A 13871-nucleotide genomic window follows, 5' to 3' on the forward strand; every position below is an offset into this window, starting at 1 on the left:
CCCCTCTTCGGGGATGTCGCCGACGCGAGCCATCGCGGAACCGGCGGCGGCTCAGCCCTTGACGCTGCCCTCGGTCAGACCGCTGCGCCAGAAGCGCTGCAGCGCGACCATGGCGATCATCAGAGGGACGACGGAGACAAAGGCGCCTCCGACGGTCAGCTGATAGAGCTGCGGCTGGCGGTCGGCGAAGGACTGCCACGACGTCAGACCGAGGGTGATGGGGTACAGCTTGGAGTCGGAAAGCATGACCAGCGGCAGGAAGTAGTTGTTCCAGATGCCGACGAACTGGAAAAGGAAAATGGTCACCAGAGCGGGCGTCATGATGCGCAGAGCGACGACCGAGAAGATGCGGACCTCTCCAGCGCCGTCGATGCGGGCCGCCTCCAGCAGCTCGTCCGGTATGGACGCCGCGGCGTAGATCCGGCACAGGTACACGCCGAAGGGGCTGACGAAGCTCGGCAGCAGTACGGCCCAGTAGGTGTTGGCCAGGCCTGCCTTGCTGAACAGCAGGTACATGGGCAGCGCCAGCGCCGTGGCGGGGATCAGGACGCCACCCAGCACGATGTTGAAGATCGTGTCGCGGCCGGTGAAGGAGAACTTGGCCAGCGCGTAGCCGGACATCGCGGCCAGCAGCGTCGCCACGCCCGCGCCGACGCCTGCGTACAGCACGCTGTTGGCGGCCCAGCGCAGGTAGATCGCATGGTCGTAGGTGACCACCTGGTGCAGGTTGCTCCAGAACTGGGGATGGTAGAACCACAATCCGAAGCTGCCGAACAGGTCGCCGGTGGACTTGGTGGATGCCACGATCAGCCAGTACACCGGGAGCAGGAAGTACCCGGCGGCTGCCACGAGCAGGCCGGTGACCAGGATGCGACTGCGCGTGGTGACCCCGGTGATGTCGCTGCGCGGCGTCGTGCCGTCGTCGGAGGCCGGCGTCTCGCCCCGTGGCGGGACCGTGCGGGGCGATGTCTGGAGACTCACGCGTCCCCACCCTTCTTGTTGACCAGCCGCAGGAACCCGAAGGAGAGCACGAACGCGGCGAGGGCGAGCAGCACCGCCTCGGCGGCGGCGAGGTGGTAGTTGTCGTTGGTGAACGCCTCGTTGTAGGCGCTGAGGTTGGGGGTGTAGGCGCTGTCGATACTCGACGAGACGGGCTTGAGGACCAGCGGCTCCGCGAACAGTTGCAGCGTGCCGATGATGGTGAAGACCGTGGTGAGGATCAGCGCCGGGCGCAGCAGCGGCAGTTTGACGTGCCGGACCGTCTCCCACGCACTGGCGCCGTCGATGCGGGCGGCCTCGTACAGCTCCGTGGGGATGGTGCGCAACTGGGCGACGAGAACCAGGACGTTGTAGCCGGCGAACTCCCAGGTGACGATGTTCGCGATGGACCACAGAACCGTGTTTCCGCCCAGCAGGTCGACCGATATTCCCAGGTGGCTCATGCCGTCCACGAGAGGGCTGACTCCCGGGACGTACAGGAAGCCCCACAGGATGGACGCGATGACGCCCGGAATGCCGTAGGGCAGGAAGAAGGCGGCGCGGAAGAACCGCACGCCTCTGGCCGACGCGCTGTCCAGCAGCAGTGCGAGCCCGGTGGCCAGCACGACCATCACCGGTACCTGGACGACCGCGAACAGCAGTACGCGGCCGACGCTGCGCATGAAGGTGTGATCGGACAACGCGTCGGTGTAGTTGTCCAGCGCTACGAAGACGGTATGGCTGCCGCCAAGCCCCAGGGCTCCGGTGTACTCGACGTCCATGACGCTCTGGTAGACGGCGTAGCCGATGGGGAGGGCGAAGGCCAGCAGGAACAGCAGGAGGAACGGCGCGACGAAGGCGAAGGGTGCCAGGTTTCTGCGGCGGCGGGGTGCGCGGGTGCGGGTGGGCATCAGGGTTCTTTCTGCAGTCCGGAGGGGAGAACGGCGGCGGCCGTGTCGCACCCTCCGGAGGTGGTCACTTGCCGGTGGAGACCTTCAGACCCTTCCGCTTCAGGTCCTCGACGGTCTGCTTCTGTGCCTGCTGGACCGCGGAGACGAACGAGCCCTTGCCCGCGATGGCCGCCTGGAAGCCGTCGTTGAGGTGCTGGTAGGTGGCGTCGATCGTCGGAATCCACTTCCACGAGGTGTCGATGTTCTTGTCCGCCTGCGCGAAGACCTCGTTGTACTTCTGGCCTCCGTAGAACTCTGACGGCTTGTCCAGCGAGGAGCCCTTGTACGCGTCGGCCCCGGCGGGCCAGCCGTATCCGCCCTGCAGCAGCAGGTCGACGCTCGCGGGGTCGGTGTTGAGCCATTCGGCGAACTTCAGGGCCTCGGGGATGTGCTTGGCGCCCGTGAGGACGGCCGTGGAGGAGCCACCCCAGTTCGCGGAGGCGTTCGCGCCCTTGGTCCACTGCGGCATGGGTGCCACCGACCATTTGCCGGTGGTCTTGGGAGCGTTTCCGCTGATGATGGCGTCGCCCCACTGGGCACTGACCCATGAGGTGATGGAACCGGTCTGCAGGTCCTTGTACCAGCCGTTGGCGAAGTCGGGTTCGGTCTTGATCAGTTTCTTGGTGCGCAGTTCGTCCCAGTAGGCGGCGACCTTGAGGGTCTGCGGGGAGTTGATGTTCACCGTCCAGGTGTCGCCGTTCACGCCGAACCACTTGGCGCCGGCCTGCCATGCGAGTGCGGTGAACCAGGCGGAGTTGCCGGGCGGGAAGGTACCGATGGAGGCTTTCGGGTCGGCGTCGTGGATCTTCTGCGCCGCCTGGGCGTACTCGTCCCAGGTGGTGGGCGGCTCGATGTTCCACTTCTTGAACAGGTCGGAGCGGTAGAACATGCCCATCGGCCCGGACGCCTGGGGGATCGCGTAGACGCTGTCGCCGAAGACGCCCTGCTGCCACTGCCAGTCCACGAACTTCGACCGGTCCTTGTCCGCGCCGTACTCGGACAGGTCCACCAGGCCCTTCTCCAGCAGGAACGAGGGGATCTCCTGGTACTCCACCTGCGCCAGATCGGGCGCGTTGCCGCTCTTGAGCGCGGCGCGCATCTTCGCGTAGCCGCCGGCGCTGCCCGACGGGATCTTCTCCAGCTTGACGTGGACGTCCGGGTGGGTGGCGTTCCACTTGTCGACTGCCTTGTCGACGCCCGGAACCCACGACCAGAAGCGCAGGTCGACCTTCTGGCCGGGCTTCGCGGGGGCCTGTGCCTTGTCCTGCGAATCGCTCGACCCTCCGCAGGCGGAGACGAACAGGGAGGCGGCAGCAAGGGTCACTGCGAGTGCGCCCCGGCTTCTGCGGAGATGTGTGGTGCGGCTCATGGGGTGGAGGTCCTTCCTAGCTTCGTACTGGGGGTGCCTGGTGCATGCCGGTCAGCTTGGAGCGGCATCGCGACCCCGTCAAGATATATTCATAATTAATTGAAACAGCTATGGTGGGGGCAGAAAGCCGAAGGGAAGAGGCAAACGATGACGGAGTGCCACAGGATGGCTGGACGCGTGGCCGTGATCACCGGCGGTGCGCACGGCATCGGCGCGGCCACGGCACGAAGGCTCGCGGCCGAGGGCGCGACCGTCGTGGTCACGGACGTGGACGACGCGGCGGGCAAGACACTCGCCGCGGACATCGAGGACAGCGGAGGGCGCGCGGAGTACGTACGCTGCGATGTCACCTCGGCCACCGACTGGGAGAACCTGGCGCGCCATGTCGAGGAGCGTCACGGGCGCCTCGACATCCTGCACAGCAACGCCTTCACCCAGGTCAACAAGCCCGCCCACGAGCTGAGCGAGGCCGAGTGGGACGGTCAGATGGCCGTGCTCCTCAAGCCGGCCTGGCGGGCCATGAAGACCTTCTCGGTCATGCTGCGCGAGGCCTCCGGCTCGGTCGTCCTCACCTCCTCGGTGCACGCGGTCATCGGCCTGCCGGGCCACGCCGCCTACGCCGCCGCGAAGGGCGCGCTCTGCTCGCTGGGACGGCAGTTGGCCGTCGAGTACGGACCCGACATCCGGGTCAACACCGTGCTGCCCGGTCCCATCCTCACCGCCGCCTGGGACGGCATCCCGGAGGCCGACCGGGCACGCAGTGTGGCCGCCACCGCGGCGAGGCGGTTCGGGCAGCCGGAGGAGGTGGCCGCCGCCGTCGCCTTCCTGGCATCGGCGGACGCCTCCTATGTGACCGGAGCGAGCCTGGTGGTTGATGGAGGATGGAGCGTCATGAAGGAGTCCTCGTGAAGGACGCGCACCCCGAGGTGGGCCGTGCGCGGCCTGAGCGAACAGGACCGCAAGAGAAACGGAGAACACGGTGATCCATCCCGGTAGGGGGCTGCACGGCCAAGCGGTTGAGGAACTGGGCCGACGCATCATCCGCGGCGACTACCCTCCCGGCTCCGTGGTGGACCCGGCCAACTTCGAGACAGAGCTGGGCGTCAGCAAGACCGTGGTCCGCGAGGCGATGCGTGTGCTCGCGTCCAAGGGACTGCTGGAGTCACGGCAGAAACGCGGTACGACCATCCGGCCGCGCGCCGACTGGAACCTGCTCGACAGCGACCTCCTGCGCTGGCAGGGCAGCAGCGCACCGACCGACGCCTTCCTGGAGGACCTCGCCGAGGTACGCGCCATCGTCGAGCCCGCCGGAGCCCGGTTCGCCGCGACCCGTCGTACCCCGGCCGACCTGGACGCGATGCGGCAGGCACTGGCCGCGATGGCGGCGGCGGGCAGTGACGCGGCTGCGATGGTCGAGGCCGACCTCGCCTTCCACCGGGCCCTGCTGGACGCCGCCCACAACGAACTGCTCAGCCGGATGGAGGTCGTCATCGAAGCCGGCCTGCGCGTCCGCGACCGGATCGTGCACGGCGCCCAGCACTTCTCCGACTCCATCCCCGTGCACCAGGAACTGGTCGACGCCGTGGAAGCGGGTGACCCGGACGCCGCCGAGGCGGCCGTCGCCTCGCTCCTGGCCCAGGCCTCCGACGACCTGGCCGCCGTACAGGCCGGGGAAGACAAGCAGGACACGGAAGACCGCGCCGCCGATGTCGCGACCGACACGCCGCCGAAGGAAGTTCCTTGAAGATAACCGGACTTGAGACGTTCCTGGTGGCTCCGCGCTGGCTGTTCCTGCGCGTCGCCACCGACGAGGGCGTCACCGGCTGGGGTGAGCCCGTCGTCGAGGGCCGCGCCGAGACCGTACGTGCCGCGGTCCACGAACTGGCCGACTACCTCGTCGGCCGGGACCCGCTGCGCATCGAGGACCACTGGCAGGTGCTCACCAAGGGCGGCTTCTACCGTGGCGGCCCCATCCTCTCCAGCGCCGTCGCCGGCATCGACCAGGCACTGTGGGACATCGCCGGCAAGACCTACGGTGTGCCGGTGCACCGCCTCCTCGGCGGCCCGGTACGCGACCGCGTCCGCATGTACGCCTGGATCGGCGGCGACCGCCCCGGCGAGGTCGCGGAACTGGCCGAGGAGCAGATGAAGGCCGGCTTCACCGCCGTGAAGATGAACGGTTCGGCCGAACTCGGCCCGATCGACACCCCGGCCCGCACCGCCGAAGTCGTCGAACGCGTCGCCGCCGTCCGCGAGGTGCTGGGCGACGAGCGGGACATCGCCGTCGACTTCCACGGCCGCGCCTCCACCGCCATGTCGCGTCGGTTGCTGCCCCAACTGGAGCCGCTGCACCCGCTGTTCGTCGAGGAACCCGTCGCGCCGGAACACTCGGCCAACCTGCGCAGCCTGGTGGAGTGCACCAGCATCCCGCTCGCCACCGGCGAACGCCTCTACTCCCGTTGGGACTTCCGCGACGTCCTGGCCAGCGGCATCGCCGTCGCCCAGCCCGACCTGTCGCACGCCGGCGGCATCTCCGAGGTCCGCCGTATCGCGGCCATGGCCGAGACGTACGACGTCACCATGGCCCCCCACTGCCCCCTCGGCCCGATCGCCCTGGCCGCGAGCCTCCAGATCGCCTTCTCCGTACCGAACTTCCTCATCCAGGAACAGAGCATGGGCATCCACTACAACCAGCAGTCCGACCTGCTGGAGTACGTGATGGACCCCGAACCCTTCCGCTTCCAGGACGGATACGCCGTCGCCTCCACCCGCCCGGGTCTCGGCGTCGAGATCGACGAGAAGGCGGTACGCCACGCCGCCGAGAGCGGTCACCGCTGGCGCAACCCCGTATGGCGCGGCCCCGACGGGGCGTTCACCGAATGGTGAGCCCCGCCGCTCACGGCCACCGAACCCCGCAACCGAGTCACCACAGTCACAACCGAGTCATGACCGAGGAGAGTTCGCTCCCATGAACCTGGTGGAATCGCTCCGCGCCCACCGCCTGCTGGCGATCGTCCGCGGCAAGGATCCCGAGGCGGCACTGCGCACCGTACGTACCCTCGCCGAGTCGGGCATCGAGGCCGTCGAGGTGTCACTGACCACCACGGACGCCCTGGAGGTCATCCGGCGGGCGCGCGCCGAACTGGGCCCCGCCGCGCTCCTCGGCGCCGGTACCGTCCGTTCGGCCACCGACGCCGCCCGTGCCGTGGACGCCGGTGCGTCCTACCTGGTGACCCCGGCACTGGTCGACGGTCTGGCGGCGTACGGCGTACCCGTGCTGATGGGCGCCCTGACCCCGACCGAGGTCGAAGCCGCTCTCGCCCGGGGCGCCGACGCGATCAAACTCTTCCCCGGATCCTTCGGCGGCCCCGGCTATCTGAAGGCCCTGCGCGACCCGTTCCCCGAGGTGCCCTTCGTGCCCGTCGGCGGAGTGGACGCGGCTGCCGCCCGCGACTACCTGGACCGGGGTGCCATCGCCGTCGGCGTCGGCTCCCCGCTCGTCGGGGACGCCGCCGACGGCGGCGACCTCGGCCAACTCCGCGCCCGTGCCGCCGAGTTCCGCAAGGTGGCCGCAGGGGAGACACCGTGACGACAAGGGTCGGCCAGGCCGCGACCGACGTGGTGACCTTCGGCGAGACCATGGCGGCCCTGCGGGCCCACGGTGCACTGCGGCTCGGCGGCAGCCTCGGCCTGTCCGTGGCCGGAGCCGAGTCCAATGTCGCGATCGGCCTCGCCCGGCTCGGCCACCGGGTGCGCTGGGCCGGGCGCGTCGGCGCGGACGAACTCGGCGCGCTGGTCCTGCGCACCCTGCGCGCCGAGGGCGTCGACATCGACCACGCCGTCACCGACGACACCGGCCGCCCCACGGGACTACTGCTGACCGAACCCCGCCTCGGCACGCTCACCCGCGTCAGCTACTACCGTGCCGGATCGGCGGGTTCGGCCGTCTCACCGGCCGACGTCCTGCCCGCGCTGGCCGCCGGCGCCCGCATCCTGCATCTGACCGGCATCACCCCGGCGCTCAGCGCCTCGGCGGCGGAGGCCGCGCCGGCCGCCGCCGCGGCAGCCCGGGACGCCGGCGTCACCGTGTGCCTCGACGTCAACTTTCGCTCCCGGCTGTGGACCACCGACGAGGCCCGCACGGCCCTCCGGCCGCTCCTGGAGCGTACCGACCTGCTCATCGCGTCCGAGGACGAGCTGCCACTGGTGCTGGAACGACCCGGCGCGGCCGAATCCGAGGCCGTGCGCGGCATCCTGGCCGCCGGGGTCGCCGAGGTGGTCGTCAAGCGCGGCGCGCGTGGCGCGACCAGCTTCACCGCCGACGGGGCGACCGACCGCGCGGCACGACAGGTCGAGGCGGTCGATCTGGTCGGCGCTGGCGACGCCTTCGTGGCCGGATACCTGTCCGGAGTCCTCGACGGCGCCGACGTCCCGGCCCGTCTCCACCGAGCCGTCACCACCGCCGCCTTCGCCGTCGCCACCCGGGGCGACTGGGAAGGCCTTCCGACGCGGGACGAACTCGGGCTGCTCGACGAGCCCGACGGCACGACCATCCGCTGACGTGGGAGACCGAACATGACATCAACGGCAGCGTCCGCGGCGGTACTCGTGGACGGAGGGTACGAGCTCGCCGAGGGCGGCCGGTGGGTCGACGGCCGGTATGTGTACGTCGACATCCTCAGCGGGCGGCTCTTCGAGCTGCGTGCTGACACCGAACCCGGGACTCCGCGCCAACTGGCCGCACTCGACGTGCCGTTGGGCGCCGTCGCACCGGTCCAGGACAGACCTGACACGTGGATCGCCGCCGCGGGCACCGGCATCGCACTGCTCACCGCCGACGGCGCACTGGAATGGCTCGACCGCCCGGAGGACCGTACGCCGGTCCCCAGCCGGATGAACGACGGCGTCGCCGACCCCGCCGGCCGCTTCTGGGCAGGCAGCATGGCCTACGACGGCACCCACGGCGCGGGCTCGCTCTACCGAACCGGCCTCGACGGCACGGTCGTACGCGTCCTCGACGGCCTGACCATCGCCAACGGCCCGGCGTTCACCGCCGACGGCGCGACCATGTACTTCGCCGACACAGCCGCCGGCACCGTCCTGCGCTGCCGGGTCGATCCCGTCTCGGGCGACCTCTCCGACGGCCCCGACACCTTCGCCCGACTGCGCGACGGCGAAGGCAGCCCCGACGGCATGACCGTCGACGAGGAGGGCTGCCTGTGGGTCGCGCTGTGGGGCGCCGGTACGGTCCGCCGCTACCACCCCGAAGGGCACCTTCTTCGCACCGTGGCCGTCCCCGCCCCGCATCCCACGTCGGTGTGCCTGCACCCCGACGACAACCGCCTCTTCGTCACCACGGCCCGGTACGGGGTGAAGAACCCGACCCCGGCCGACGGGTCGGTGCTCACGGTTCCCGTGGCGGTGAGGGGGACGGCGGCCTGCTCCTGGCGAGGCCGGCGCTGAGACGTCCCCCGGCGAGCAGCCCGTCGGCTTCGAGCCGGGCGGCGGAGGCTCAGCGGCTCGTGACGTGGAGCAGGATCAGCTGTTCGGGGTGGAGGCCGGGGATCTGGATGCCGACGCGTTCCAGGACCCTGCCGGGCAGGGTGATGCCGTCCTTGGTGCACCAGGCGGGGGTGCCGCGTTCCATGCCGGGTGCGTGATCGCCCGGGGGCAGCGGTCGCAGGCGGTACGTGGTGTCCGGGTCGAGGCCGGACAGCCGTAGCGTGCCCGCGTGGGCGGCGACCGGGGTCGCCATGGACGCCAGAGCGAAGACGGCTTCCGTCCGGTCGTGGGAGATGACGCCGTGGGCCCACAGCGCCGGGTCGGGATGGTCGATACGCACGACACGGCCGGTGTGCAGCAGGCCGCGCAACTGTTTGTGGACGGCGACCCAGCGGGCGAGTTCGGCGCGTTCGCCCGCGCTCGCGCGGGTGAGGTCCCATTCGATGCCGAGGTGGCCGAAGAGCGCGGTGCCGGCCCGGAAGGCGAGGTCGTGGGTGCGGCCGGTGGTGTGGGAGCGGGCGGCGCCGATGTGGGAGCCGACGAGTTCGGGCGGCAGGAGCAGTTGGGTCCACCGGTTGATCGACTGTCGTTCCAGGGCGTCGTTGCAGTCGCTGGCCCAGACGCGGTCGGTGTGGTCGAGGATGGCGAGGTCGACACGTCCGCCACCGCTGGCGCAGGATTCGATCTCCAGGCCGGAGTGGCGTGTGCGCAGTTCGTCGAGCAGGGCGTAGACGGCGAGGGTCTGGCGGTGGACGGCGGGTTCACCTTCCGGTGAGTGGCCGGCGTCGACCAGCTCACGGTTGTGGTCCCACTTGAGGTAGGCGATGTCGTACTCGGTGAGCAGGGCGTCGAGTCGCTCCAGGATGTGGGCGTACGCCTCGGGGTGGGTGAGGTCCAGCACCTGCTGGGAGCGGCGGTCGGCGGGGGTGCGGCCGCCGGTGGCCAGGATCCATTCGGGGTGGGCGCGGGCCAGGTCGGAGTCGGGGTTGACCATCTCCGGTTCGACCCACAGGCCGAACTCCATGCCGAGCGCGCGGACGTGCTCGATGAGGGGGTGCAGTCCGTTCGGCCAGACGGTCTCGTCGACGTACCAGTCGCCGAGTCCTGCCCGGTCGTCGCGGCGGTGGCGGAACCAGCCGTCGTCCAGGACGAAGCGTTCCACGCCGACCTGCGCGCCGAGGTCGGCGAGGTGGATGAGCTTGTCGAGGTCGTGGTCGAAGTAGACGGCTTCCCAGGTGTTGAGGACCACCGGCCGGGGCCGGTGCGGGTGGCCGGGGCGGGCGCGGAGGAGGTCGTGGAAGCGGGCGGACAGGCCGTCGAGGCCCTGGTCGCTGTGGGAGCCGTAGAGCCACGGGCCGGTGTACTCCTGCCCCGGGCCGAGGATCACCTCGCCCGGCAGCAGCAGTTCACCGGCGGCGATGGCCGGGCGGCCGGAGGGGAGCCGCTCGGCCAGGATCCGGTGGTTGCCGCTCCAGGCGATGTGCAGGCCCCACACCTCGCCGCTGCCGAAGCCGAAGCCCGGCGTGCCGGCCGCCAGGACCAGGGCGGCGTCGGGGCCGGTGCGCCCGCTGCGGGTCTCGCGCAACCAGGTGCCGGCGTTGAACGGGTGGCGCTGCGGCGCGCGTTCACGGCACCAGCGGCCGGTGAGGTCGAGCAGTTCGGTGGCGGCGCCGGGGACCGGCAGCGCGAGCATCAGCCCGTCGAGCGTGTACGGCCGTACCGTGTCGTCGTTGCGCACGGCCGCCCGTATCCGCACCAGCCCGGACGGGGTGAGTCCGGCTTCCAGGACGAGGCTGAGCCGGGCGGCCTCGTCGGTGGCCCGGATCCGTACCGAGAGGCCGTCGGCCTCCACCGTTTCGCGGGTGAACAGCGGGGACCAGTCGGCGCCCTGGCGGTGCCCGGTCAGCCCCGGCTGCCCGGGCCATCCGGCACCGTGCTCCGGCAGCAGCGCGACCCGCGGTACGACGTCGTCGAAACCTGCGATGTTCGGCATGGTGACGGCCTCGGCCAGCTGCGACAGCTCGTCCTGGGTGAGGTCGCCGAGGTCCGCGCCCCAGTGGAGCACCGTGGGCAGACCGGTGCCTCTCAGGTCGAGCACCAGGCTCACACCTGCTGCCCGGAGATGGATGAGACTTTCGGCTGCGGCAGGGGTCGTCATGGGCGGACTCTCTTTCTTTCGGATCGCATGGCGGGGCTTCAGTTCGTGCGGATTCGCCCCGTTCCCGTTCCTCTTCCCGCTCCCGGTCTCGGGGGACCTGAAGCGCGCCGGCCGCGGTCCGGTGATCAGACGAGGTTCCTGGCGAAGAACTCCTCCAGCTCCTCGAACGGAATCAGGTCGGTGCGGTCGTAGAGGTCGATGTGCCGCGCCCCGGGAACCACCATCAGCTTCTTGGGACCGGTCGCCTGCTCGTGGACGGTGTCGCTGAAGGAGCAGCGCGTCGGCTCGTGGCAGCCGTGTGCCGACCGGCCTCAGCGGCGCGACGGTGTCTGCGCGCGTACGTCGTCCGGCGCGTGGGCCGGAGCAGTGCGCTGAGCCACGATGCGGCTCCCGCCGGAGGCGCCACGGACGGCGAGGGCGATGAGCGGGAGCAGGGTGAGTACGGCGATGACCGTGCCCACCAGGGCCGGACCGGTCAGCCCGAGGGGGGAGTCCAGGGCCACGCCGGCGATGAAGGAGCCGCCGGCGACACCGACGTTGAAGGCGGAGGTGGTCAGCGCGGAGGTGAGGGTGGGGGCGTCGCCGGCATAGCGCATGGCGAGTGCGGTGACGACGGGGTTCACCGTGAAGCCGGTCAGGCCCATGAGGAAGACGAGGACGGTGGCCGTGACCGCGTTGGTGGACAGCGGGATCATCAGGAACAGGACCAGGGCGGTGGCCGCGGCGGCGGTGATGGTGGTGGCCATCGGGCGGCGCTCACCCAGCCGGCCGCCGGTAGTGGTGCCGCCCAGGGCGCCGACGCCGAAGGCGATGAGGACGAACGGTACGGCGCCTGCGGGGATGCCGGCGCGGTCGGTCAGCAGCGGGGTGACGTAGCTGTAGGTCGCGAGGACACCGCCCATGATCAGCATCGCCGCGGCCAGCGCCAGCCAGAGGCGGCCCTGGCGCAGGGCGCCGAACTCGGCGCGCAGGGAGACGGTGGCGCGCTGTTCCTGGGCGGGGATGAAGCGGCCGATGAAGGCGGCGGCGAGTGCGGAGAGGGCGGCCAGGGCCCAGAACGGGCCGCGCCAGCCGACGAACTGGCCGGCGAAGGAGCCGATCGGCACACCGACGACGTTGGCCAGGGTGAGTCCGCCGATCATGACGCCGGTCGCGCGCGTGGCCCTCTGGGGGCCTGCTGCGGTGGTGGCGACGACGAAGCCGACGGACCAGAACGCTCCGGTGGCCAGCGCGGTGACGACGCGAGCGGCGAGGACGACGGTGAAGGAGGTGCTGAGGGCCGCCACCACGTGACCGAGGCTGAAGACGGCCAGGGCCATGATCAGCGTCTGGCGCTGAGGCAGACGCAGGGTGGCCATCGCCATGGTCGGCGCCCCGATGATCATGCCGACGGCGAAGGCGGTGATCAGCAGCCCGGCCTGCGAGGTACTCACACCGAGACCGGCCGACAGCTCCGGCAGGAGTCCGGCGATGACGAACTCGGTGGTGCCCATCAGGAACGTACCTGCGGCCAGCACCCAGACGACGAAGGGGAGCTTGCCGGGGGTGGTCCCGGATGTGGAAGGCATGCGTGTGTCTCTCCTTGAGCGGGAACGGCGGAAGCGGAATGCGGTCACGGGGACGGGGAGACCGTCGGAGCGGACGGGGGCGGCCACTTGGCTGCCAGAGGTCAGGAGGCGGCTTCGACGGTGATGCGGTCGGCCGTGCCGAGCCGGTCGGCGTCTGCGTCGATGTGGCCGAGGATGAGCAGGTCGGCGGAGGCGGAGTCGCCGTCGCGGTAGTAGAGAGCCAGATTGCCCCAGGGCGCGTAGTAGGCCAGGTCACCGGCCCGGGGCACGGCTGGGTCCGGGGCGCCGGACGTGGTCAGCCTGCGCGGCAGGTCCGCGATTCGCTCCGTCTGGTGGAAGTCCTCCAGGTCCAGGATGAGCGGGAGCAGGTCGGCGAAGTCGCGGGCGGCAGGGCTGTCGTTGAGAGTGGCGTCGACGGGCCGGCCGTCGAGGGTGACCCGGATGGCCATGGCGGTGTTCCTGTCTGCTGATGCACTGGGCGCGGCGGATGAGGACGCCTGCTGTTGCCCCGAGGACGTCGGCGCGGAGGACGCGGAAACCGGCGTGGCTCCCGTCGATCCGCTGGTGCAGGCGATCGAGGCCAGCAGGAGAGCGACTGCGGGGGCGGTGCGGACCAGCGCGCGGCGGGCGGCGGAGTTCATGGGAGTGCTCCGGGATCTCAGTCGGGCAGGGGCTCGGAGTAGTGGCGGAAGCCGTCGCGCTCGGTGTGGAGGTCGTACAGGCGCCGGGCCAGGGCGTCGGGGCTGCTGTGTTCGGCGTCGGGCCGGATGGCGCCCGGCACGATCAGCTGGGAGACATGGATGTCCTGCGGCGCGAGTGTGTCGTGGAGCATGCGGGCGTACGCGCTCTCGGCGGCGAAGGCGACGGAGGTGCCGGCCACGTTCGGGTTGGGGCGTACGGCGCTGGAGCCGTTGACGAACAGGACGGTACCGCGGCCGAGTTCGCGCATGCCGGGCAGGACGGCGTTCACCGCGGTGACCGGGCCCTTGACGGAGAAGGCGAGGGGCGCGGCGAGGTCGTCGGCGCTGGTCTCCAGGACCGGCTTCATGAAGTCGGCGCGGGGCACTGGGCTGTACTGGAGGATTTCGACGGTCCCCAGCGAGGTACCGGCCGCGTACAGGGCAGAGGTCAGGGACTCGATGTCGAGGACGTCGGCGGCGAAGCCGCGGGCCTCGATGCCGTCGCGGGCCAGTTCGGACGTGAGGTCGTCCAGGCGCTGGGTGTCGCGGGCGATGAGGGCGACGCTGTGGCCGGCGTTTCCGAAGCGGCGGGCGGTGGCGAGCCCGAGGCCGGGTCCGGCACCGACGATGGCGAAAGTGGTCACGGTGGTCCTTGTTCCAGGAGGG

At 70.7% G+C, this 13871-nt stretch carries 13 protein-coding genes; 6 read left to right on the plus strand and 7 right to left on the minus strand.

What is annotated here, in order from left to right; all coding sequences use genetic code 11:
* Window positions 1-51: 51 nt before the first annotated feature.
* The 3 genes from STRTUCAR8_RS28750 to STRTUCAR8_RS28760 form a co-directional block, all read right to left on the minus strand.
* Window positions 52-981 (minus strand): carbohydrate ABC transporter permease, encoded by a 930-nt coding sequence (locus tag STRTUCAR8_RS28750; RefSeq protein WP_006379617.1) that lies wholly within the window; start codon window positions 979-981, stop codon window positions 52-54.
* Entirely contained in the window at window positions 978-1889 is a 912-nt protein-coding gene (locus STRTUCAR8_RS28755) for a carbohydrate ABC transporter permease (protein ID WP_006379618.1), read from the minus strand. Before STRTUCAR8_RS28755 ends, STRTUCAR8_RS28750 begins: the two co-directional genes overlap by 4 nt.
* 64 nt (window positions 1890-1953) lie before the next feature.
* Window positions 1954-3297, minus strand: a complete 1344-nt coding sequence (locus STRTUCAR8_RS28760) for an ABC transporter substrate-binding protein (protein WP_006379609.1) — start codon at window positions 3295-3297, stop codon at window positions 1954-1956.
* Window positions 3298-3462: 165 nt separating this feature from the next.
* On the opposite strand from STRTUCAR8_RS28760, the gene STRTUCAR8_RS28765 reads away from it, so the two are divergent.
* The 6 genes from STRTUCAR8_RS28765 to STRTUCAR8_RS28790 all read left to right on the plus strand — a co-directional run bounded on the left by STRTUCAR8_RS28765 (window position 3463) and on the right by STRTUCAR8_RS28790 (window position 8760).
* Window positions 3463-4206, plus strand: a complete 744-nt coding sequence (locus STRTUCAR8_RS28765) for an SDR family NAD(P)-dependent oxidoreductase (RefSeq protein ID WP_100247696.1) — start codon at window positions 3463-3465, stop codon at window positions 4204-4206.
* 70 nt (window positions 4207-4276) lie between these two features.
* Window positions 4277-5041, plus strand: coding sequence for a FadR/GntR family transcriptional regulator (locus tag STRTUCAR8_RS28770; protein WP_006379619.1), 765 nt, complete (start codon window positions 4277-4279; stop codon window positions 5039-5041).
* Window positions 5038-6183 carry a galactonate dehydratase gene (dgoD, locus tag STRTUCAR8_RS28775; RefSeq protein ID WP_006379611.1) on the plus strand — a complete coding sequence of 382 codons (1146 nt, stop codon included), beginning with the start codon at window positions 5038-5040 and terminating at the stop codon, window positions 6181-6183. The genes STRTUCAR8_RS28770 and dgoD overlap by 4 nt, the downstream gene beginning before the upstream one ends.
* 82 nt (window positions 6184-6265) lie before the next feature.
* Window positions 6266-6886, plus strand: a complete 621-nt coding sequence (locus STRTUCAR8_RS28780) for a bifunctional 4-hydroxy-2-oxoglutarate aldolase/2-dehydro-3-deoxy-phosphogluconate aldolase (RefSeq protein WP_006379613.1) — start codon at window positions 6266-6268, stop codon at window positions 6884-6886.
* Between the two features lie 50 nt (window positions 6887-6936).
* Window positions 6937-7857: a sugar kinase gene (locus STRTUCAR8_RS28785; RefSeq protein WP_234372612.1), complete on the plus strand. Its 921-nt coding sequence runs from the start codon at window positions 6937-6939 to the stop codon at window positions 7855-7857.
* A 15-nt stretch (window positions 7858-7872) separates the two neighbouring features.
* Entirely contained in the window at window positions 7873-8760 is an 888-nt protein-coding gene (locus STRTUCAR8_RS28790; RefSeq protein ID WP_044473066.1) for an SMP-30/gluconolactonase/LRE family protein, read from the plus strand.
* Window positions 8761-8809: 49 nt separating this feature from the next.
* Here STRTUCAR8_RS28790 and STRTUCAR8_RS28795 read toward each other — a convergent pair whose 3' ends face one another.
* The 4 genes from STRTUCAR8_RS28795 to STRTUCAR8_RS28810 form a co-directional block, all read right to left on the minus strand.
* Entirely contained in the window at window positions 8810-10957 is a 2148-nt protein-coding gene (locus tag STRTUCAR8_RS28795) for an alpha-galactosidase (protein WP_044473067.1), read from the minus strand.
* A 311-nt stretch (window positions 10958-11268) separates the two neighbouring features.
* Complete coding sequence (locus tag STRTUCAR8_RS28800) at window positions 11269-12525, minus strand: MFS transporter (RefSeq protein WP_006379620.1); 1257 nt, start codon at window positions 12523-12525, stop codon at window positions 11269-11271.
* Between the two features lie 101 nt (window positions 12526-12626).
* Window positions 12627-13166, minus strand: a complete 540-nt coding sequence (locus STRTUCAR8_RS53515; RefSeq protein ID WP_006379614.1) for a cyclophilin-like fold protein — start codon at window positions 13164-13166, stop codon at window positions 12627-12629.
* Window positions 13167-13183: 17 nt separating this feature from the next.
* Complete coding sequence (locus tag STRTUCAR8_RS28810; protein WP_006379610.1) at window positions 13184-13849, minus strand: SDR family NAD(P)-dependent oxidoreductase; 666 nt, start codon at window positions 13847-13849, stop codon at window positions 13184-13186.
* Window positions 13850-13871: the final 22 nt, after the last annotated feature.

Source organism: Streptomyces turgidiscabies Car8 (genome assembly GCF_000331005.1).
Classification (GTDB): Bacteria; Actinomycetota; Actinomycetes; order Streptomycetales; family Streptomycetaceae; genus Streptomyces; species Streptomyces turgidiscabies.